We start from the raw sequence: 20,547 nt of genomic DNA, 5'->3' as shown, positions 1-20,547 counted from the left end.
GGCCAGCACCCCGAGTTACCCGCAATCCCAGAGGTCGCGCCGGTTTGCGCCATCTTTGTATGTACGGCGCCACCGTCCCGGCGTCATGGCGACATGGCGCACGAACGTGTTGGTGAAATGGCTCTGATCTGAAAAACCGCACTCGAGTGCAATCTGAGCCAATGGCAGCGCACTCCGGATCAACAGGCCTTTTGCATGTTCCACCCGAGCGGATAAGAACCATCGGTAGGGCGCGATGCCCACCGTATTGCTGAAGGCACGGACGAAGTGACTCAATGAGAGCTTACAGATTTGCGCGACGTCGACCATGGCAATTTCCGAGTTCAGGCGCGCTCTCATGGTCTCTTTGGCGCGATGCTCCTGCCACGGCGCCAACTTGGGCGATGATCGTCGATGATGACGACGCGGCGTTGGCGCCGGGCCGATCAGGCAAACGGCGTTGGCGTCGTTGCCGCATATTTCGCGGACAAGCGTACGAGCGCCCGTCGTCAAACGTGCCGTGCCGCCATGGCGACCTCCAAGGGACGATGAGCTGCCAAGAGCGCGGGACGCGGTCCTGATTCCAACCCAATAGCCGGCACGGTCGGCCAGGAAACGCCCAAAGTGGGCGTTTGTCCCAGAACAGCTGTGCAGACCCTGTGACTCCCGACAGATCGACAATCAGGAACGCCCAAAGGCGCCCCTCTTCAGCAAAAAATTGTCCTAAGTGCTCGCCGCGGAGTTTAGCTCTATTCCGGCATCGCAGCCGAAGCGCGCAGGAACCGTTCGGCTTTCGCCAGTTCTTTTTGAACGGTACGCTTGTGTAGGCCCAGCAGCGCGGCAATCTCGATGTGGCTGAGATCATCGCGCCAGCGGGCGAGAAAGATGTTTCGTCGTTGCGCTGGCAGCGCGTCCAGAACCGAAACCAGCTTATTTACGTCCAGCCTGGCCAAAGCCGTGCGCTCCGGCCCCGGTACGTCGTCGTGAAGGCCATTGATCATATTCTGCGGCGCGGTGGTCGAGCGCGCTTCGCGGAGCCTCACATTGTGCGCCAGATTGAGGGTCATTCGATAGAGATAGGCCAATGGATTTCTGACATCGCCAACCAGAGGAAGAGCGCCGAGCTTCACATAGGTGTCGTGCAGCGCTTCGGTGGCCCGATCTTTAGACCTGAGCGCCTTGGTCAGCTGATTTATCAGCGGCCCATAGTCTTTTTCGAGTGCGGCCTGGAGCCGCTGCAGCTGCTCGGCAGCCACGCCAGCTACCGCAGGCTCGGGAAGGGCGTTCCCAAGGGCCTCGTCGTCGTGAACATGCGCACGTGGAGACCCGCCATCCACCTCGCTCTTGCCTCATTGTCGTTCCGTGCCGGCCGCTCTGTCGAGCGGCCTCCCCTCGCCAATCTGCTACAAGCCTCGGCAAACGACAAGCCGCATAGGGCAATGTTCCTGGTTGGCCATTTTGGCGATGGGTGGCGTCTCCCAGATCGTACGGAGCAATACGCTCGAACATTATTACAGCAAAAAAGCAGGCAAGTTAGTTTGCGACATTTCTGACCCAGTTACGACCGGCGACGTCTAGGGCGCGCCAAAGCACGCGGGATCGGCATTATAGTGCCTCATCTCTTGCAACTTCTTGCTGGACGCGGCGAAACATGTCCGACGGGGCATTGAAGGAGTTGAATATGCTCCGGGATCGATATTGGGAACGACCGACCATAACGCTTGCCGAGTTTGCTGACTTTGCGTGCATCTCCGTGCGGCATTTGAACCGGCTGAGGGCAAAGCGGGACGGGTCCTTCCCAACCGAATTGCGCCCTGCCGGTTCAGCCATTTTCAAAAGAGTTGAAGTTGAAGACTGGCTTGAAGCTCGCGCGACCCATCGAAAAACACTGTGGCTTCATCCGGAATGGAAAGCGCCTCATTCAGCCCACCCTTGACTGCCAGTTGGACGAGGAAGGACTCCCATTTGGCGAAGCCCTCACGTTTCTCCTCAAAAAGATCGTAGCCATCGTAGACTTCTTCGAGTCCCTTCTTCTTGTGGTTCAGCATCGCCTCCGCTGTCTCGAAATCGATTTTTAGCCGCTTTGTATTCGATCTCATTGTTCGCCTTAGGTCGTGGAGAGTGAAATGCGGAACTTCGCGACCGGCGTAGGCTCCCATTCGCTGCTCGATGCGGGTCAAAACCTTGCACCAGCCGTCCCTTCGGGGTCCGTCCTTTCGATCCGAGGCGATCAGCCAAGTCTGGTTTGTCTGTGTTAGCGAGAGCGTCCAGGGGGCCAGCGGGATTCGATGACACTGAGAATTCTTCGTTCGCGCAGCCGGGATCGTCCAAACGTCGCGTTCGATTTCTGCGGTGGGGGCGCTCAGCACTTCTTCTTTGCGACAACCCGTTAGCAAGATAAGAAGGACAGCCCTCTGACGGATCCGCTCTTCATGCGCGAGCGCTTTGAGAAGCCAAGTCAGCTCATCATGGCTCAGGAATCGTGCCCTGGGCTTTTGAGGAAAATAGTATGCGTCCAAGCTTGTCGCGGGGCTGATCTTGAGCGTGATTCCGGTTTGCTTTCCCGCACGGCCAGCGCACCATTTCATGAAGACTTTCAGTTCGCCTGCGAGCCGATTTGCTCGGATCGGGGCGCGCTTCCCCTTGTCAAGAACGAGGTCCCAGAGGTCATCGTCGCTAACCTCTTGCAAGTCCCGATCCCCGATCTGCACCTTCATGTCAGCGCTCCAGATCTGCTCCTTGGCGCGAATGGATCCTGGTTTGAGAGTGCGCCTGATTCCGGACCGTACATAAGCCATGTAGAGGGCATGAGCTTCAGCAACAGTGTGCCTCACCTCCTTAGCTCTTTCGGTTTCGTGAGGATCTTCGCCACGCTCAGTGCTGAGGTTGAGGTTCGTGGCCCATTCTCGAGCATCGGCGATGCTGTACGATGGGTAGCACCCCAATGTCGCCTTGAGAGCAGCATTTGAACGACCCGCGATGCGGCGACGATATTTCCAAACGCGACTGATGCGGCCGCGGCCATTCTTCACTTCGATATAGAGCCCAGGCGTCCGAGCATCTTGGAGGCTGCCTGCTCGAAGCGCCTCGATTTTAGAGGGCGTGAGGTTGGGTTTGTGGGCCATGAAATGATCCAAACATGCGACGGTGAGGGGCATGCTTTCACGGGCACAATTTGGGCACAATGGGAGTCCGCCGTGGTCACAGCTTGTCCCGATCTGTCCGAACTTTTGCCCATCTGAGGCGGCCCGTAACCGTACGAAAACTGCCGTTTGGCAGCCTAAAAGCCCGGATTCGCGTGGCATTTGTGAGTTCTAGGAAATCATCCCCAGATCAAATTTGTAAACCGAAGGTCGCGGGTTCAAGTCCTGCATCCGGCACCATTTCTTCCTATAGGCCGAACCACCAGCCCGCCCATGCCGCGGGGAGCACTGCGAGGCACAGCAACGTGCCGAACGGCAGCCGGGTCGTTCCGTCGATCTCCTTCCCCAGCAGCCTTGCCGCCAGCGCCCAGAGCAATCCCGCCATGCTGGCTGCCAGCAGCACCAGCGGCAGCAGGTGCCAACCGAGCCAGGCCCCGATCGCCCCGAGCAGCTTGGCATCGCCCAGCCCGAGCCCGTCCCGCCCGCGCAGGCGGCGATAGAGGGTGGCGATGGCGAACAGCGCGCCATAGCCAAGCGCGGCGCCGATCAGCCGATCCTGGAACGGCGCGGGCATCACCCAGTCGCCGAACGTCAGGCCGAGTGCCGCGAGCGGGAAGGTGAGCGCGTCAGGCAGCCAGAGATGGCGCGCATCGAGCACCGCCAGGGTCAGCAGCATCCAGCCGGCCAGCGCGAACAGGATCGCGACCGGCACAGGCAGCAGCCAGAAGGCAAGGCCGCCGATGATCGCGGCTCCCAACTCCATCAACCCATGCACGGGATCGATCGGCGCACGGCAGCTGCGGCATTGGCCCCGGGCCGTCAGGGCGCTGACGAGAGGAATGAGCTCGACCGGTCGCAGCGTGCGTCCGCAGGCATCGCATTTCGATCGGCCGCGCACGACAGTCTCGCCGCGCGGCCAGCGCGTCACGATGGCGCCTAGAAAGCTGCCGAGGATAGCGCCAAGGCCGCTTCCGGCAAGGAAGCGGACGGCATCGCTGGCGAGCACTTTCAAAGGACTGCTGTCACAGACGTCCGACGGTGCGCAGCATCAGCTCGCCGCCGATTTCGCGAAAGCCGTTGGCGGCCAGCGCGGCCGTCATGGCCGGATCGCCGGTGCGCACGCGCATCGTCGCCTGATAGCTGCCGTCCTGCGCGATGCGGATATTGACCTGCTCCTGGCCGGACTGGCTGACCAGCGGCAGCTCGACCACCTCGCCGGCACAGCGCGCCTCGCCGCTCAGGCCGTTGGCGAGATTGAGGCCGCTGATCAGCGCCGGGACACGCGCGCGCACGCGTCCCTCGGCTTCAGTGCACTGGCCGCCGGAGAAATGAATGGTCAGGCCATCGAACTCGACCCGGCTGATCGGCAGCGGCGCCAGCGGCGCGGCGAGCGCCAGAGCGCCGGTCACATCGTCGATGCCGCGCCGACCCAGGCCCACGGTGATCGCGCCGGCAATATCCTCGGGCGTCCCGAGCCGGCGGGAAACGTCGATCCGCACGCGGCCGATGAGGAGCTGGATGGGATTGAGGAAGACATCGACGGTGCCGAGCTGGATACCACGGATCTGCAGCTCCTCCGCCCCGCCCCACCAGATCGGCCCGCGCAGCGAACGCGCCGCGACGCCCATATCCTTGAGACCGAAGATGCTGAACGCCGCGCGCAGCGGCCAGGTGACCAGCAGGCTGATGGCCAGGATCACCGCCAGCATGATCTTGGCGCGGGTGGTGCCGATCCAGCCGGTCATCGCACTGCCTCCTGGAACATAGCCTGCACGGCGACCGTGCCCTCGGTCGCGCCTGGCGCCATGGTGATCGTCTGGACGCTGATGCCGGCACGCTCGAGGCCCGAAATCCACTGGAGCAGCGGGCCAACGCGCGCCGAGGCGATGTTCACGGCCATGCGCCCCTCGCCCTGCAATGTCGCGCGATCGAGGGTGAAGCCGGCTTCCGCCGCGCTCTGGCCGATGGCCTGATCGATCGGCGCACGATTGGCCTGGTTGCGCTGCGCCGGCCGCTGCCGAAGCTCGGCGACCTTGGCGCGGACCGAGGCATAGCGATCGAGCGCGAGGCCCTGCCGCTCCCATCCGCTCGCCAGCCCGCTCTCGATTGGCCGCCACACGCCGAGCCAGAGGATCACGCCGAAGATGAGGACACCGAGCACCACCATGAAGCGCTGCTCGCCTTCGCTGTGATTGGCCCACCATGTGCGCAACGCCTGCATCAGCGCACCACCATGATGTCGGCGACCAGCCGCGCGCCGCGCTGCTGCACCGCATTGGCGCTGAGCCGCCAGCCGGCTTCCTGGAAGGCAATCAGCACGTCGTTGATCTCCTCGGCCTTGTTGGCGGCGAGCTGCACCCGCAGCGCTCCATCGGCGCTCTGGCTAACATTGGTCAGCACGACATTGGGATTCGCCTGCATGGCCGTCATCAGTCCCGCCATCATGCCGCTGAAGCCGCCCCGGCCGCCGCGCTCCGCCAGCAGACCCGAGATGCGCGCCTCGGCCACGGAAGGATCGTCGATGCCGGGATCGATCGTCTTGGCGAGCGCGACGGTCTGCGAATCGAGGCGCGAGGCTTCGGCGTGCAGCCGGATAATTGTGATCAGGGAAACGAGCAGGCCGCACAGCGCGATCAGGCCGATCATGATGGCCATGCGCCGCAGCCGCGCACTGTCGAACATGGCCGGGGCGCGGCGGGCGAAACGACCCTGGCGCAGGTCCAGCGGCGGCTCGTCGAGCGCCAGCACCAGCGCCTCGTCGATGCTGTCAGCGGGCAGGCTGATGACGGGCGCGTCACCGATGATGAGGGTGGCGGTCTGGTCGTCGCCTTCGAAGGCGGTGTCAGGCCCGCGCACGACCTCCGTGCTACCGACGGGCGCGCGCACGAAGCCATTGTCCGGCGCCGGCAGCAGCAGCGCGGACGGGACGATGCTCGCCTGGCCGATGCCGTGCTCCTTCGCCCAGCCCATCCAGTGCGCCATCGCGCTCTGGCTGGCGACGGCGACCACGTGCGGCGCGTCGGGATCGTCATTGGCCGCCACGGCAGCGTGGAGCTGCTCCGCATCGCCGATGCTCGCCTCCAGCGCCATGAGCCGCGCGGCGGCGGCGCCCTGCTTGGGCGTCATGCCGGGGCAGGCAATGAAATGCAGCGTCGTGGCATGCGGCGGCAGGACCAGCATCGCATTGCCGACGGCGTTTTCCGCGTCTTCGGCCAGCGCCGGCGGCAGCCATTCGGTGCCACGCCCGCGCCGCACGATCCGCTCCTCAGCCACGCGATACCAGAGCGGCTGCGCCTCGCGGTCGGCGGGCAGCAGAATGATATAGTCGTGCTTCAAGACCCTTCGCCCCATTGGCGGCGAACCAGATGCACTTTCTGCCCCCCCGCATCGATCAGCACCGTTTCTTCCACCTCATCGCCCCCGAGATCGGCCCGCAACGCCACTTCGAACCAGCGTGTCTTCTGGACCAGCTGTCCTGTAACGGTTTCGTTCAGGGCCAGCCTTGCGATTGCCGGTTGCGCCGTGAAGGCGCCAAGGCTGCCATAACCCTCAAGTGGCCGCTGCGCCAGCACTTGCCGCGCCTGCTCCAGCGCCAATTTGTCGGGTGCGAGCATGGCGAGAAGCACCGCCTGGGCAGGCAGCAAGGTATTGATATTGATCGGCGACATCCGCGTCGTCGGCAGCGCGCAGAGCCATGGGCGGATGCGCTGGTAGATGTCGGGCGTGACGCTGCTGACCATCAGCAGTTCCGACGGATCGGCGACGAGGCCGTTGGCGGCGCGATAGGCGGGCGTGAGGCCGGCATAATATTGGTCTTCAGCGCCACCGTTCCCCGGATTGATGTCGCTGTCGATCCAGTCGGCTGCCGAGACGGCGATCTGCTGGGCAGCCCCCTGATCGATGCCGAGCAAGCGCATGAGCGCCGCGAACTGGGCGATGCCTTCGGGCCGCGCGACGAGGCTCGCGTCGTCGGCCGGCACGCCGTCCTGGCTGTCCGGGCCGTTGTCAGGGCCGCTCACGAGGCTGTTGAGATTGAAGCAGTTGCCGCGATCGATCATCCGCGCCGCGACCGTGCCGCCGGGTACGGCAATGAGCTGGTCGCGCCCCAGCCAGCCGCCTTCCAGGGTCGTGCGGTCGGGCCGCAGCTTGACGAGGTCGCCGATGCGCGTCGCCGCCATCTCTTCCGCGCTCAGCAGATAGGCGCGCCCCTGATCGGCCGAGACGATGTTGCGCGTCATCCGGCTGGCGATCGTCAGCCGCTCCAGCGCGACCGCCGTCACCACCGAGAGGATGGCGACCAGCAGCAGCACGGTCAGCAACGCCGCGCCGCGTTCCTCGGGACGCGCCGGGTCAGGTCGCATTGTCGGCCCCGCCGGGCGCGGCTTCGTCGGGGTCGGGCTGGTCGATCGCCGTGCCGACCAGGAAGCGCAGGGTCAGCGGCGCCTCGCCTGTGCGGTTCAGCACGATCTCGACCGCTGTCGGCATATCGGACGCGCGCTCCGGCGCCCAGCGTTCCAGCCAGGCGCCCTTGCGGTCGCGGTAGCGCAGGGTGACAGCCGTGACCTTGTCGAACAAGGTTGCGGGCTCCGGCGGCGCGGCGCCGTCGAGCGCCTCGTAGCCGACCCGCTCGAACCGGCCGTCGCGCCACCAATATTCGACCTTCTGCAGGCTGGGGTGGCGCAGGTTTCCAGGGTTGCTCCAGCCGTCGCGAACGAACTGCATCAGCGGCTCGTCGCTCTGCGCCGCGCGGCCATAGAATGCCGGCGCCAGCGTGCCGGCCTCGGTGCGGCTGTTGCGCATCGTCGCCTGGCTCAGATCGGCATCCAGCGTCGCGAGGCCGCGCTGGACGTCGGCCAGCGCATCGAGATGGGTGCGGATCGCCGCCTGCCCGTCCACGCTGTTGCGCAGCAGTGCAACGCCCGCGATCGACAGCATGGCGAAGATCATCACCGCGACGAGCAGCTCGACCAGCGTGAAGCCCTGTTCAGCGAAGCGCACCGGGCGGGTGGAGCTGACATCCTCCCTAAGTCCAGCCAAATCCCGTTGGGAGAGGGTTTCTTGACCGCTCATCGCGCGGCGCCCTCCCCGCTCGTCACCTTGCCGTCGAGGTCCATGCGCAGCGGCACCTGGCGCCCGTCGCGCAGCAGCGCGAAGCGCAGCGGCTGGTCGGCCCGGCCGACGCTGTCGAAGGTGATGCGGATCTGGCTCGTGCCGCCCAGCTGCGCGCGAGTCTCCCCGCTCCAGTCCTGAGAGGACAGCGGGCCGTCGCTGACCGAGATCCATTGCCCCTGCGCCCGCCGCTCGAAGCCATAGCCGGTCGGCGAGACCCAAAGCGAGACCGGCCGTCCCGCGACGATCGCGCTGTCCCGCGCGGCGCGCACCCGCCCGGCGAAACGGTCAATGTCGTTCGACACGCGCCCGCGCGGATCGATCATCGTCAGCATAACCGCCGCGGTCATGAAGCCGATGATGACGAGCACGACCATCAGCTCGATCAGCGTGAAGCCGTGTTCGGCGGAACGCCGCAAAGGCGTGAAGCCCTGTTGGGCATGTCTCTTGTCGGGGCGCGCGAGAGCTAGACCGCTCATCGCGCCCGCCCGAAGGTCAGCACCGCCGGCGACAGGCCAGGACCGCCATCGACGCGCACGGTGACCACCAGCAGCCGGTCATTGTCGGCCTCGCTCACCTGCTGGTTCCAGTGCCATTGCCGCCCGCCATTCTCGGCCACGCCATCGCTGGCGCCAAGCGAGGGCGGCGTGGGATCGGTCAGCCGCTCGACCATCAGGTTGCGCGCCACGATCTGCGTCATCGTGCGCGTGCGCAGGTCCACCGAGGTCCGCGCCGATACCGCCTGAAGGCGCACCAGCGCGAGACCGGCGATCGCGAAGATGGTGAGTGCGACCAGCATTTCGAGCAGGGTGAAGCCTTGCTCGGCCGGGCCAGTTCTCTCCCTCCCCGTCATTCCCGCGAACGCGGGAATCCAGATGAAACGGCGCGCAGACGGAGCCCCCGACCCTGGATTCCCGCGTTCGCGGGAATGACGGGGAAGTGGACCCGCAAGGGCCGTCGACATGGCCATCACACGCGCGTCCATTGCCGCGCTTTCTGGGTCGATGCTCTCGCGCCGCCTAGAGATCGCTCGAATAGATATCGGCATTCTCGCCCTGTCCGCCGGTCTGCTTGTCGGCGCCCAGCGAATAGATGTCGAACGCACCCTTCTTGCCCGGCGTGGCATATTGATAGGGCTGGCCCCACGGATCATTGGGCAGCTTCTTGATGTAGCCGCCCATGCGATAGCGCTCAGGCTGGGCGAGACCCGGCGGTGGCGAGATGAGGGCGTTGAGCCCGTCGCTCGTGCTCGGATAGGTCAGATTGTCGAGGCGATACTGCTCAAGCGCCGATTCCAGCGTGGCGATGTCCGCCTTGGCCTTGGCGACATGGCTGGTGCCGAGCGCGCCGAACACGTTGATCGCCACGATCGTGCCGAGCAGGCCGATGATCACGATGACGACCAGCAGCTCGATGAGCGTAAATCCGTTCTCGCTCTGGCGCCGCGCGGATAGTTTGAAGGATTTGGCGAGGCTCATGGCTTAAACTCCGGCACCTGTGAGATTCTGCAGCTGCATGATCGGCAGCAGAATCGAAAGAATGATGATCGCCACTATACCACCCATCAGGATGATGATCAGCGGCTCCAGCATGGCGAGCGCCGCGGCGGTGAAGCCGTCGAACTCGCGCTCGAGATATTCGGCCGCCCGCTCAAGCATCAGATCGAGCTGGCCGGCGCTCTCGCCGGAGGCGGCGAGATAGACCAGCAAGGGCGGGAACACATCGGACCGCCGCATCGCCGCCGACAGGCTGCCGCCGCCGCGCACCGCCTCGACGATGTCCGCCGTCGCCGCGCGCAGCACGCGGTTGTGGACGGTCGGCACGGTCAGCGACAGGCCCTCCATCACCGGCAGCCGGCTCTCGACCATCGTCGCGAGGGTGCGGGCCATGCGGGCGGCATGAAGATCGCGCAGCAGACGGCCAAGAAAAGGCGTGCGCAGCAGCGCTCCGTCCACGCGCAATCGCACGGACTCGTTCCGCAGCGCACGCCATCCAAGAAAGGCAAGCGCCCCAAGCAGGATCAGGAGCGCCCACCACCAGCTAGCAAGGAAATTGGACAGGCCCATGACGATGCGGGTGAGCAGTGGCAATTGCTGGCCGAGCGTATCGAACTGCTCGACCACCAGCGGCACGACGAAGATCATCAGCGACATGACGACGATGATCGCGAAGGCGGCCAGCACGGTCGGATAGGCGAGCGCCGTCATCAGCTTGGAGCGCATCGCCGATTGCCGCTCCAGCAGGATGGCGAGCCGGTCGGTCAGCGCGGGCAGGCTGCCCGATCGCTCGCCCGCCGCGATCATCGCGCGGTAGAGGCTGGGGAAGCTTTTCGGCTCCATGCTCATCGCCTCGCCCAGACTGCGCCCCTCGACCACGCCCGAATGCACCCGCCCGACAATGTCGCGCACATGCACCTTCTCGCTCTGGCGCGTGATCGTGCGCAGCGCTTCCTCCAGCGGCGAGACCTGTGCGAGCGTCGAGAGCTGGCGCGTGAACAATGTCAGCTCCTTGGCCGACATGCGGCTGCGCTCGAACTGGAACAGGCTGCGGCCACTGCGCCGCACCTCGCCGGGCGCGCCGCTGCCGCTGGCCGATCCGCGCCCCTCGGCGATGCGCACGACGAACATCTTCTTCTTCGCCAGCGCCTCGCGCGCATCGGCCGCCGAATCCGCCCGCAGCAGGCCGCGCTTCTCGCGGCCTGATCCGTCGATCACCACATAGTCGAATTCAGGCATCGATCACTTCACGCCGCGAGATGCGGATCGCTTCCTCCGCGCTCGTCTCGCCGCCCAGCACCAGCGCGCGCGCCGCCGAGACAAGATTGGGCGCGTTCAGGAAGGCGTGGCGCGCGATCAGCGATTCGTCGCCGCCCTCGTTGATCATCCGGCGGATCGTATCGTCGACACGGATGGCTTCGAACACGCCGACGCGACCTTTATAGCCGCCCCCCCCACAGGCTTCGCAGCCCTTGGGCCGATAGATGAGCGTTCCCTCGTCGATGCCGAGCAGCGCGCTGACAGACTTGTCGGCGGGCACCTGCTCGCGACAGACCGGACACAGCCGCCGCACCAGCCGCTGGGCAATGACCGCGCGCAGGGTGGAGGCGAGCAGGAACGCCTCCACCTTCATGTCGCGCATGCGGGTGATCGCGCCGACCGCGTCGTTGGTGTGGACGGTCGAGAGCACCAGATGGCCGGTGAGGCTCGCCTGCACGGCGATCTCCGCCGTCTCGCGGTCGCGAATTTCACCGACCATCACCACGTCCGGGTCCTGGCGCAGGATCGCGCGCAGACCGGCGGCAAAGCTCATGCCGACCTTGGCGTTGACTTGGGTCTGGCCGACGCCCTCGATCGCATATTCGACCGGGTCCTCGACAGTGAGGATGTTGCGGCTGCCGTCGTTCAGCTGGCGCAGGCCGGCATAGAGCGTCGTGGTCTTGCCGCTGCCGGTCGGGCCGGTGACGAGGATGATGCCGTTGGGCTCGCGCAGGGCGCTGCGCAGCACCGCGTCGGCGCTCCCTGCAAGCCCCAGCACATCGAGCGAGATGCCGGCATTCTCCTTGTCGAGAATACGCATCACCACCCGCTCGCCCGCGCGGCTCGGCAGGGTCGACACGCGCACATCGAGCATCTTGCCGCCCAGGGTGAGGCCGATGCGCCCGTCCTGCGGCACGCGCCGCTCGGCAATGTCGAGGCGTGCCATCACCTTGACGCGGCTGACCACCACCGGGGCGACATGCGCTGGCATGCGCAGCGTCTCGGTCAGCACACCGTCCATGCGCATGCGCACGACGAGGCCGGTCTCATAGGGCTCGATGTGGATGTCCGACACGCCCTGGCGCGCCGCCTCGGCAATGATACCGTTGATCAGGCGGATGGCCGGCGCATCGTCGCCGCTGTCGAGCAGGTCCTCGGCGGTCGGCAGATCACCGGCGATGAAATCGAGATCGTCGCCGCTCATCGCCATCGATCCGGCCATGGCCGCGGCCGAGCCCTCCATCGCATAATGATCGGACAGATGCTTGTCGAACAGCTGCTGCGGCACGATCGAGACATCGAAGCTGCGCGCCAGATGGCGGCGCACCTCGACCAGCACGCGCGGATCGGCGCCTTCGCGCAGGGCGATCGCGATGCGGGCCTGCGGATCATCCGCGGACTTGCCCGAGACGATGACAACGCCGTGGCGCCGGGCAAAGGCATAGGGAATGTCGATCGGCATCACGCCGTGCAGGACTTCGTCAGGCGACGGCGCGTCGGTCGGCGCCGGGGCCGGCGCGCCCATGCCTTCCGGCGGGAGGTCACCGGGTTCGCTCATTTCTTTTTCTTCTTCTTGGCGTCACCGGTCGTCACCACCGCTTGCGATCGGCTTTCCTCGACCGGCTGGATGCGCCCGTCAACCACGGTGTCGCCCGGCTGGGCACCGGCCGCGCTTGGCGGGGTCGCGCCCATATAGTCGCGGACCAGCTCGTCGATCGAAGGCTCGACGCCGGGGCTGGCGATCTGCTGCTGCCCGCGAATATAGTCGTAGCGCCGCGCGCTCATCGCCTCGGCATCCTTCTTGTCGGAGAGGATCGTCGGGCGGATGAACACCATCAGATTGGTCTTGGCGTGCGACCGGCTGCGCGACTTGAACAGTTCGCCGAGCAGCGGAATGTCGCCGAGCACGGGAATCTTTTCGATCGTGTGGCGCTCATTGTCGTCGAGCAGGCCGCCGAGCGCGAGAATGTCGCCGTCGTCGACCGTCACCGTCGTCTCGATCTGGCGCTTGTTGATGATGAGGTCACTGCTGTCATTGGAGACCGGCCCGGCGACGCTGCTCACCTCCTGCTTCAGGAACAGCTTGATCGCGCCGCCCGAATTGATCTGCGGCTTCACCTCCAGCATGATGCCGACATTCTGGCGCTGGACGGTGCGGAACTTGTTGTCGAAATTCTGGCTCAGCGCCTCGCCGGTCGAGATCGGGACCTCCTGGCCGACCAGGATCTTGGCGACCTGATTGTCGAGAGTCAGCACCGACGGTGTCGAGAGGATATTGCTCTGCGTGTCCGCCTGCACCGCATTGATGATTGCGCCGAAGATGCCGTTGCGGCCGAGCTCCGTCGCAACACCGCCAAAGCCGCCGCGCGCAGCCTGCAGCGAGCTCACCGCCGCACCCTGGAGCTGATTGACGAGACCACCATTTTCGGTCGTCGTGGTGGTCGTGCGCGTGCCATCCGGTGCGACCACGACCGTCTCCTGCGTACTCAGCTTGTTCGCCGCAATGGCGCCAGCGAGCGTCAGGATATTGGGTTGGGCGTTGGAATAGTTGGTGGCGGCAAAACCGGTCTTGGTGCTGCCGATCAGGAACTGGACGCCGAGTTGTCTCGCCGCATTGTCGCCGATCTCGACGATGATCGCTTCGACCAGTACCTGCTCGCGGCGCGTATCGAGCTGACGGATCACTTCGCCGAGCATGCGCTGGGTGTCGCCATTGGCGGCGACGATCACGGCGTTGGCGCCCTCGTAGCGCGTCACGACGGCAGGGCCGCGCCCATTAATGCCGGTGCCGTCACCCGTCGAGGCGACCGGCGTCACGACAGGAGCCACCGGTGCGCTGGCGCCGCCGGACCGCGACGGCGAGGAAGCCGGCGTCGGGTTCGGTGCGGAGGAGGCGCTGGCCTGCCCGAGCAATTGCTGGAGGACCGGCATCAGCTTGTCGGCATCGGCGTGTTGAAGCCAGTAAACGCGGATCTCGGTGCCGGCGGCGGCGCGATGATCGAGGTCGCGCGCCATCGCCGCCAGACGCTGGACAGTGACTGCGTCGCCCCGGATGGCGATGCTGTTCGAGCTGTCGACGGCGACGACCGTCGCGCTCGCCGCCCCGCCCTCGCCGCCGCCGGCAATCAGCGCCTGCAAGGAGGTCGCGATCTCGCGGGCACCGGCATTCTTGAGCGCGATCACGCTGGTCGAGGCGCCGTCCGCGTCGACGCGCGCCAGCACCTGACGGATGCGCGCGATATTGTCGGCATAGTCGGCGACGACGATCGAGCGGCCCGAGCGGTTGGCGGTGATCGAGCCGTCCTTGCTGACCAAGGGCCGCAGCGTGTCGAGCGCGGACTGCGGATCGATCGAGCGCAGGCGGATCACCTCGGTCACGAACTGGTTGCGATTGGCCGAGCCGCCCACCTGCCCGGGCTGGCCTGCAATGCCCTCGACCGGCTGGATGCGGAAGGCGCCGCCCGCCGCCGGTACGGCGACGAGGCCGTTGGCACGCAGGGTGGACAGGAAGATTTCGAAATATTCGGAGCGAGTGAGCGGTCGGTCGGTGACGACGGAGACTTTGCCCTGCACGCGATTGTCGATGATGAAGGTCCGCCCCGTCACCTTCGCCGCATCCTGTATGAAGGCGCGCACGTCCGCATCGCGCACGTTCAGGCTGAGCTGCGCGAGCACGGGCGTGGCGCACAGCAAGGCGGCGATGGCGGCACTTCCGGCAAATCGGCGAATTTTAGGCAAAGAGATCATCGAGCATCCGGAAGTATGAGATTGATCGGCACGGTCGCGGAGCCCCGCTCGACCATGAGGGAAATGCGCGCGCCGGGCCGGACCAGACCCTGCAGCGACTGCGCATCGCCGGCGGAGCGGATCGGCTGGCCATTGACCTGCACGATGATGTCGCCGGACCGGAAGCCGGCCCGCGCAAAGGCCGCGCCGTCCTGCGTGCTCGGCACGATGCCGGTGACGCGGCCAGCTTCCGTGCGGGGCGCGAAGCTGACGCCGCTCAGCGGGTTTGCGGGCGGTTGGGCCGGGGGCTGAGGCTGGGCCTGCCCGTTCAACGGGGGCGGCGGCGGACCGATGCTCGCACCCCCCATCGGGGAATTTTGCCCTGGAGAGCCGGGCGCGACCGGCGCAGCGCCGGGTGTCGGGCTGGCAGAAGCTTCCGCCGCTCCGCCCGACTGATCGATATAGAGCTGCTCGGTGGCGCCGCCGCGCTCGATGATGACATGGTCGAACTGAACGGCCTTGAGGATCACGCCTGGCGAGATTTCCTCGCCCACCGCGTAGCTGGTCTGCTGACCCCCTTCGTTGGCGATGATCGCCGACCCCTGCCCCGACGCCTCGTTGATGCGGATGCCATAGAGCTTGAGCGGCAGCGAGGTGACCTGTTGGACGGGAGTCTGGTTCGGCCCGACGGTGATGCCGCTCCGGAAGAAGGGATCGAAGCCCGCAAACAACGCGCCGCGCGCATCGGCGCCGACGACGACGGGCACCCGGGCGCGCCACTCGCCGAACAGCCCGACCGGCGTCACGAGAGCCCAAAGCAGACGCGCGACCTGGATGAGCAGCAGGACCAGCAGGGCCGCCTCGATCCATTGACCGATGTCCGACGAGAGGGCCGGACCGGTTTGCCGCGAACGACGGATGAAGTCAGTCCACCGCATCTTAGGTGTGAGGCCCTCCAGCTAAACAAGCGCTGCCTATGCGCGCTCTATGACCGATCCAAGTCGTCATCGTTACAAAAAAATGACATTGAACGAAGCATCGACTGCAATTTCACGCGACTGAAACCATTTCGCATCAACAAGTAAAAAGGTTAACGAACCGCCGGTTGATCGGCGCCGCTTTGCTTTGCTAGAGGCATCGACAGATCATGTCGACACTCGAAGCCCCTCTGCTCGCCGGCCAGCCCGGCATCCAGCGCTTTCCCAGCCCTGCGCTGGACCTTTTCATCAAGAAGCACTTCCTCACCACGGAGGAATGTCAGGGACTTATCGAGCGGATCGACGCGCGGCGGCGGCCCTCCACCCTCGCCGACGATCTCGGCTACGAGGCCTTCCGCACCAGCGAGACCTGCGATCTGGAGAGTGGCGATCCCTTCATCGACGCCATCAACGCCAAACTCTCCGCCTTTGCCGGGCTCGACGAGGCCCATGGCGAACCCTTGCAGGGTCAACGCTACGCGGTGGGCCAGGAGTTCAAGGCGCACACCGATTATTTCGAGCCCGGCGGCCTCGATTACGAGACCTATTGCGGGCGCTCCGGCAATCGCAGCTGGACGATGATGGTCTATCTCAACGCGCCGCAGGCGGGCGGCGCCACGCGCTTCACCAGGATCGGCAAGACGATCCAGCCCGAAACCGGCAAGCTGCTCGCCTGGAGCAATCGCCTACCCGACGGCGCGCTCAACCCCGCCACGCTCCATCACGGCATGAAGGTGCGCACGGGGACGAAATATATCATCACCCGCTGGTATCGGGAACTGGTCTGGACCGGGTAGGCCCGCCCGTGCGACCTGAATGACGATCGGACCTGCCGGAGATGCCGGCCGATCATGGCGAGCCTGAGGGAGGGGAAAGACATGACGGGATTGAAACGGCTCCTCGCCACTGCGATGCTGACTGCCGCGCCTTTTGCGGCGAGCGCGCAGGAAACGCCGGCCGGGCCGGTCATCATGCCCGGTCCTGCACCGGACTATGCGCGGTTCGATCACTGGCTCTGCCGGCCGGGCAACATGACCGCCTGCACGCCGCCGCTGGACGCGACGATCATCGCCCCCCACGGCAGGCTGACCGTCGAGCGCTTCAAGGCTGACGCGCATCCGAAGGTCGATTGCTTCTACGTCTATCCCACCGCCTCGCTCGATCCGGCGTCGAACAGCGACCTGGTCCCCGGTAACGGCAATCTCGAGGAGATTCCGACCGTCCGGGCCCAGTTCGCGCGCATGGCGAGTGTCTGCCGCCTGTTCGCGCCGATGTACCGATCCCGCACCACCACGGCGCTGGGGCGGAAAATGCCGCCCGGCGATCCGAAGATGGCCTATGACGACGTGGCCAAGGCGTGGGCTTATTATCTTACGCATGACAATCATGGTCGCGGCGTCGTGCTGGTCGGCCATTCGCAGGGATCGGGAATCCTGCGCGAGCTGATCCGCAAAGAGATTGACGGCAAGCCGGCGCAAAAGCTGCTGGTCTCGGCGCTTCTCGCCGGCAATGATGTCGGCGTGCCGCCTGGGCGCGATGTCGGCGGGGACTTCACGTCCATCCCGCTTTGCCGCAGCACCACGCAGACCGGCTGCCTCGTCGCTTGGAACAGCTATCGCGCCAGCGCGCCGCCGCCAGCCAATGCGGTGCTCGGCGCGCCGCGGAAGGACGGGCTAGTCAACGCCTGCGTCAATCCCGCGGCTCCCGGCGGGGGAGATGTCGCGCTACATCCCTATCTGCGGACCAGATGGAGCAACCCCCCGATCCGATCGCTTGGACCACGCCGTCAAAGCCGATTGCCACCGATTATGTGCGCGTGCCGGATTTGATTACTGCCCACTGCGTTGAGGACGAACACGGCTCCTATCTCGCCGTGACGCCGCACGGCGACCCGAAGGATGCGCGCATCGACGATTTCCGGGGCGACATCGTCAACGCCGGCGTGGTCGCGCGGCAATGGGGGTTGCACATGGTGGACGTGGATATCGTCATGGGCGACATGATCGCCCTGGTGCGGTCTCAGGCAAAGGCCTGGCGCTAGGATTAAGCCGCGAGGGAGGACGGCGCCAGGCCGCCCTCCCCGCGCCATGGGCTCAGAACGTGGTCGAGACCGAGAGGTTGAACGTCGTCCCGAGATTATAATAGTTGTAATAGACGCGGTTCGAGCCGGTTTCCTGATATTCTTTATACTTGTTGTACAGGATGTTGCGCGCCTCGAACTTGAAGTCGAAATCGCGCCCGGCAAGATTGAGGCCCTGGCGCCAGACGAAGTCCAGATTGAAGCCGGGATGCTCGTACACGTCCGGCTGGTTGGCCGTGACGCCGCGGCTGGTGACGCGCTTGCTCGCATAGGACAGGATCAGTGTCTGCTGCGAGAGCTTGTCGGTGTCTTCCATGCCGATCTGCAGGTTGGCGATATGATCGGACTGCCCGGTCAGCGGGGCGCCGTCCCGGAAATAAGCCGACGCCGGCGTGACCTGCTCGTTGCCGCCGATGGTGGTATCGCCGCTGCTCACCTTGAGCTTCGACTTGGTGTAGGTGTAGTTGGCGATCAGCACGAGCCGGCGCGCGGCGAACATGGCCGCGTCCGACCAGGTCGACATGTCGACATATTTCTGGACCTCGAACTCGGCACCCCAGAGATCGGCCTTGGGTGCGTTGGCGAAATAGGTCGACGCGCTGTTGCCCGATGAATCAAGGCTCAGATAGGATTCGATCGGCCTGTCGATATGCTTGAAGAAGCCGGCCACCGACAGGCGCTGGTCACGTGCGAAATACCATTCGTACCGCGCCTCGGCGTTGATCAGTTCGCTGTCCGTCAGGAAGCGGTTGCCGCGATAGGTGCGGTTGGTCTCCGGATCGAAGTAAGGCTGGACCACCAACTCGCGGAACTGCGGACGGGCGATCGTCTTCGAGGCGTTGACGCGCAACTGCATGTCCGGCTGGAATTCCCAGGTAATCGTGCCGGCGGGCAGCCAGTAATGCTTCTGGATGTCGTTCTCCAGAACGCCCGTGTCCGTCGCGAAGGCCGAGACACGGCCGACATGCTCGCGTGCCCATTCATAGCGCACGCCTGCATCGATCAGGATTTCCGGCGTCACCTGCCAGTTGATCTTGCCATAGCCGGCATGATTGCGCAGCCGCGCAAGCCAGATCGGGTTGGGTTCGACCTCGTTGGCCTCGATCCCGAAGGGGTTGACGACGCCATTCTGGCCCTTGCCGCTGATGACGCCGGGAGAGAATAACAAGTCGGGTCGCAGCAACAACACACCGGTGGGCGTGCTGTTGTCGGCGCTGAGCTGAAACTCGCGCCGCGAGGTCAGGCGCTTGGTGCGCTGATAGGAATAGCCGACGCTCAGGTTCAAGGTCGGTATCACCTTGTAGGTGAGATCGGCACCGCCCGACCACAGATTCTCGTTCAGATCCGAGAAGGCGATGCGGGGCCGGGTGCCGACATTGCCGGTCAGGCTGATCTGATATTGGTCCCGATACGGGTCGGTGCTGCTGTTGGTCTTGAAATATTCGAACGTCGTCTCGGTCGGCGCTTCACGCTGCGAATTGGCGTAGCCGGCACGCAGATCGAGGCTAAGGCCCTCCAGCGGTTTGAACTCGCCGACGAGTTGAGTGTCGATGAGCTGGCGCTCGTACCAGGCGGCGTCCTGGGTCTGGAAGGTCGCGATGCCGGGCGATCGCGAGCCAATGCCAACGCGAGCGCTCTTCAGCGTGTCGCGGATGTAGAGCGCGGTGCCGCGAACCTTGTTGTCGCCGAACTGAATGCCGGTGCCGAGCAGGCCGTTCACGACAACCCGATCGGTGGTCGTGACGCGCTCGAAATCGGAGTCCTTGAAGCTGAGATCGTCCTGGCTCGAGAATTGCTGGATCGCGTCGCGCGTCTGCCATTTATTGCTGTAGCCGGCGGTCGCGATCAGGCCGAGCGTCGTGTCGCTCCCCATGTCGAACGAGGTGCCGCCCGAGAGGCTCGCCGTGACGTTCGGCGGGATCGTGCCGTCGCGCTGCAGGATCGACAGATGCGGCGTTACCAGCGAACTCGCAAGCACGCGGTTCTGCTCATCGGTGATCTGGCTCGTGGTCTGCCGCGTCGCATAATAAGCGGCCAGGCCGGCGGGCGTATTGCGCGCGCCATTGTCGAAACCTGTCCAGTCGGTCTTGCTGCCGTAATAGGTATAGCCGTTGATGCCGGTGGTTTCGGACTGGAAGCCGCCGCCGACCGACAGGGTCAGGAACTTGTCCTTGGGCACGGCGCTCGTGGTGAGGTTGATGACGCCGCCGCCGAACTCGCCGGGGAAATTGACCGAATAGCTCTTCTGGACCAGCGACGAGGCCACGATATTGGTCGGGAAGAGGTCGAGCGGAATGGAGCGCTTGAGCGGCTCGGGGCTGGGCAACGGCGAGCCGTTGAGAAGCGCGAGCGAATAGCGATCGCCCAGACCGCGGACATAGACGAAACCGCTCCCGACGACACTGAGACCGGTGACGCGGCCCAGCGCGCCGGCGATGTTACCTTCACCGGTGCGCGCGATGTCGGCGGTCGACAGGATCGAGACGACGGCAGGTGCCACGCGCTGAACATTGGCATTGGGGCGCCCGACGACGACGATGTCGCCGCCCGGCACGGAAACTTCAGGAGGCGCCTCTTCAGCCGCCTGGGCGCCAGCCGGCGCCGCTGCGGAATCTGCTGAACTGTCGGCCGGCGCTGGATTGGTCTGCGCGAGCGCGGCAGGCGCGACGAGCGCCGATGTAAGAATCAGCAGGCTCGCAAATTTGAGCGGCGTCGCCATCGAATATCCCCTTGGACATGCAATCTAGAGATGAGGCGGGGGCAGCCGGTCAGGCCGC

General features: G+C 65.2%; 20 protein-coding genes. 3 read left to right on the top strand and 17 right to left on the bottom strand.

Translation table 11 applies throughout. The features are described from left to right. Positions 1–15 precede the first annotated feature (15 nt). The 16 genes from KK488_RS09465 to KK488_RS09390 form a co-directional block, all read right to left on the bottom strand. Positions 16–492 (bottom strand): helix-turn-helix domain-containing protein, encoded by a 477-nt coding sequence (locus tag KK488_RS09465; RefSeq protein WP_250890217.1) that lies wholly within the window; start codon positions 490–492, stop codon positions 16–18. Positions 493–728: 236 nt separating this feature from the next. Beyond that, complete coding sequence (locus tag KK488_RS09460; protein WP_214622906.1) at positions 729–1,235, bottom strand: RNA polymerase sigma factor; 507 nt, start codon at positions 1,233–1,235, stop codon at positions 729–731. 576 nt (positions 1,236–1,811) lie between these two features. Further along, positions 1,812–3,104, bottom strand: a complete 1,293-nt coding sequence (locus KK488_RS09455) for a site-specific integrase (protein ID WP_214622905.1) — start codon at positions 3,102–3,104, stop codon at positions 1,812–1,814. Positions 3,105–3,369: 265 nt separating this feature from the next. Next, complete coding sequence (locus KK488_RS09450) at positions 3,370–4,128, bottom strand: prepilin peptidase (protein WP_214622978.1); 759 nt, start codon at positions 4,126–4,128, stop codon at positions 3,370–3,372. Positions 4,129–4,144: 16 nt separating this feature from the next. Continuing rightward, a complete protein-coding gene (gspN, locus tag KK488_RS09445; RefSeq protein WP_214622904.1) occupies positions 4,145–4,867 on the bottom strand; it encodes a type II secretion system protein N in 723 nt (240 codons plus the stop codon). Next, positions 4,864–5,343 carry a type II secretion system protein GspM gene (gene gspM / locus KK488_RS09440; RefSeq protein WP_214622903.1) on the bottom strand — a complete coding sequence of 160 codons (480 nt, stop codon included), beginning with the start codon at positions 5,341–5,343 and terminating at the stop codon, positions 4,864–4,866. Before gspM ends, gspN begins: the two co-directional genes overlap by 4 nt. Further along, on the bottom strand, positions 5,343–6,458 hold the full coding sequence (gene gspL, locus KK488_RS09435) for a type II secretion system protein GspL (protein WP_214622902.1): 1,116 nt from the start codon (positions 6,456–6,458) through the stop codon (positions 5,343–5,345). Before gspL ends, gspM begins: the two co-directional genes overlap by 1 nt. Then, on the bottom strand, positions 6,455–7,483 hold the full coding sequence (gspK, locus tag KK488_RS09430) for a type II secretion system minor pseudopilin GspK (protein WP_214622901.1): 1,029 nt from the start codon (positions 7,481–7,483) through the stop codon (positions 6,455–6,457). The genes gspL and gspK overlap by 4 nt, the downstream gene beginning before the upstream one ends. Next, positions 7,473–8,159 carry a type II secretion system minor pseudopilin GspJ gene (gene gspJ / locus KK488_RS09425; protein ID WP_250890215.1) on the bottom strand — a complete coding sequence of 229 codons (687 nt, stop codon included), beginning with the start codon at positions 8,157–8,159 and terminating at the stop codon, positions 7,473–7,475. The genes gspK and gspJ overlap by 11 nt, the downstream gene beginning before the upstream one ends. 29 nt (positions 8,160–8,188) lie before the next feature. Further along, positions 8,189–8,710, bottom strand: a complete 522-nt coding sequence (locus KK488_RS09420) for a GspH/FimT family pseudopilin (RefSeq protein ID WP_214622899.1) — start codon at positions 8,708–8,710, stop codon at positions 8,189–8,191. Continuing rightward, on the bottom strand, positions 8,707–9,084 hold the full coding sequence (gspI, locus tag KK488_RS09415) for a type II secretion system minor pseudopilin GspI (RefSeq protein WP_214622898.1): 378 nt from the start codon (positions 9,082–9,084) through the stop codon (positions 8,707–8,709). Before gspI ends, KK488_RS09420 begins: the two co-directional genes overlap by 4 nt. Positions 9,085–9,250: 166 nt before the next feature. Next, on the bottom strand, positions 9,251–9,709 hold the full coding sequence (gspG, locus tag KK488_RS09410) for a type II secretion system major pseudopilin GspG (protein ID WP_214622897.1): 459 nt from the start codon (positions 9,707–9,709) through the stop codon (positions 9,251–9,253). A gap of 3 nt (positions 9,710–9,712) precedes the next feature. Further along, positions 9,713–10,966, bottom strand: a complete 1,254-nt coding sequence (gene gspF / locus KK488_RS09405) for a type II secretion system inner membrane protein GspF (protein WP_214622896.1) — start codon at positions 10,964–10,966, stop codon at positions 9,713–9,715. Continuing rightward, complete coding sequence (locus KK488_RS09400; RefSeq protein WP_214622976.1) at positions 10,959–12,449, bottom strand: GspE/PulE family protein; 1,491 nt, start codon at positions 12,447–12,449, stop codon at positions 10,959–10,961. The genes gspF and KK488_RS09400 overlap by 8 nt, the downstream gene beginning before the upstream one ends. A 92-nt stretch (positions 12,450–12,541) precedes the next feature. Further along, positions 12,542–14,734: a type II secretion system secretin GspD gene (gspD, locus tag KK488_RS09395; RefSeq protein WP_214622895.1), complete on the bottom strand. Its 2,193-nt coding sequence runs from the start codon at positions 14,732–14,734 to the stop codon at positions 12,542–12,544. After that, on the bottom strand, positions 14,731–15,651 hold the full coding sequence (locus KK488_RS09390; protein ID WP_214622894.1) for a type II secretion system protein N: 921 nt from the start codon (positions 15,649–15,651) through the stop codon (positions 14,731–14,733). Before KK488_RS09390 ends, gspD begins: the two co-directional genes overlap by 4 nt. Positions 15,652–15,860: 209 nt before the next feature. Here KK488_RS09390 and KK488_RS09385 point away from each other — a divergent pair, with 209 nt between their 5' ends. The 3 genes from KK488_RS09385 to KK488_RS09375 all read left to right on the top strand — a co-directional run bounded on the left by KK488_RS09385 (position 15,861) and on the right by KK488_RS09375 (position 17,731). Then, positions 15,861–16,487, top strand: coding sequence for a prolyl hydroxylase family protein (locus tag KK488_RS09385; RefSeq protein ID WP_214622893.1), 627 nt, complete (start codon positions 15,861–15,863; stop codon positions 16,485–16,487). An 81-nt stretch (positions 16,488–16,568) separates the two neighbouring features. Then, a complete protein-coding gene (locus KK488_RS09380) occupies positions 16,569–17,519 on the top strand; it encodes a DUF3089 domain-containing protein (RefSeq protein WP_214622892.1) in 951 nt (316 codons plus the stop codon). Beyond that, complete coding sequence (locus tag KK488_RS09375; RefSeq protein ID WP_214622891.1) at positions 17,501–17,731, top strand: hypothetical protein; 231 nt, start codon at positions 17,501–17,503, stop codon at positions 17,729–17,731. The genes KK488_RS09380 and KK488_RS09375 overlap by 19 nt, the downstream gene beginning before the upstream one ends. A 52-nt stretch (positions 17,732–17,783) precedes the next feature. On the opposite strand, the gene KK488_RS09370 is transcribed toward KK488_RS09375, so the two are convergent. Beyond that, on the bottom strand, positions 17,784–20,489 hold the full coding sequence (locus KK488_RS09370; RefSeq protein WP_214622890.1) for a TonB-dependent receptor domain-containing protein: 2,706 nt from the start codon (positions 20,487–20,489) through the stop codon (positions 17,784–17,786). Between the last annotated feature and the right edge of the window lie 58 nt (positions 20,490–20,547).

Origin of the sequence: Sphingobium nicotianae (assembly GCF_018603885.1) — a bacterium.
GTDB lineage: Bacteria > Pseudomonadota > Alphaproteobacteria > Sphingomonadales > Sphingomonadaceae > Sphingobium > Sphingobium nicotianae.
The sequence above is the reverse complement of the archived record's forward strand: the minus strand, read 5'-3'. Positions and strand labels throughout refer to the sequence as shown.

Bases quoted from the DNA above. Each gene is read 5' to 3' on its own strand.
- KK488_RS09455 (WP_214622905.1), bottom strand. From the start codon at position 3,104: ATGGCCCACAAACCCAACCTCACGCCCTCTAAAATCGAGGCGCTTCGA.
- gspN (WP_214622904.1), bottom strand. From the start codon at position 4,867: ATGACCGGCTGGATCGGCACCACCCGCGCCAAGATCATGCTGGCGGTG.
- gspM (WP_214622903.1), bottom strand. From the start codon at position 5,343: ATGCAGGCGTTGCGCACATGGTGGGCCAATCACAGCGAAGGCGAGCAG.
- gspK (WP_214622901.1), bottom strand. From the start codon at position 7,483: ATGCGACCTGACCCGGCGCGTCCCGAGGAACGCGGCGCGGCGTTGCTG.
- KK488_RS09420 (WP_214622899.1), bottom strand. From the start codon at position 8,710: ATGAGCGGTCTAGCTCTCGCGCGCCCCGACAAGAGACATGCCCAACAG.
- gspI (WP_214622898.1), bottom strand. From the start codon at position 9,084: ATGACGGGGAGGGAGAGAACTGGCCCGGCCGAGCAAGGCTTCACCCTG.
- gspG (WP_214622897.1), bottom strand. From the start codon at position 9,709: ATGAGCCTCGCCAAATCCTTCAAACTATCCGCGCGGCGCCAGAGCGAG.
- gspF (WP_214622896.1), bottom strand. From the start codon at position 10,966: ATGCCTGAATTCGACTATGTGGTGATCGACGGATCAGGCCGCGAGAAG.
- KK488_RS09400 (WP_214622976.1), bottom strand. From the start codon at position 12,449: ATGCCGATCGACATTCCCTATGCCTTTGCCCGGCGCCACGGCGTTGTC.
- gspD (WP_214622895.1), bottom strand. From the start codon at position 14,734: ATGATCTCTTTGCCTAAAATTCGCCGATTTGCCGGAAGTGCCGCCATC.
- KK488_RS09390 (WP_214622894.1), bottom strand. From the start codon at position 15,651: ATGCGGTGGACTGACTTCATCCGTCGTTCGCGGCAAACCGGTCCGGCC.
- KK488_RS09385 (WP_214622893.1), top strand. From the start codon at position 15,861: ATGTCGACACTCGAAGCCCCTCTGCTCGCCGGCCAGCCCGGCATCCAG.
- KK488_RS09380 (WP_214622892.1), top strand. From the start codon at position 16,569: ATGACGGGATTGAAACGGCTCCTCGCCACTGCGATGCTGACTGCCGCG.
- KK488_RS09370 (WP_214622890.1), bottom strand. From the start codon at position 20,489: ATGGCGACGCCGCTCAAATTTGCGAGCCTGCTGATTCTTACATCGGCG.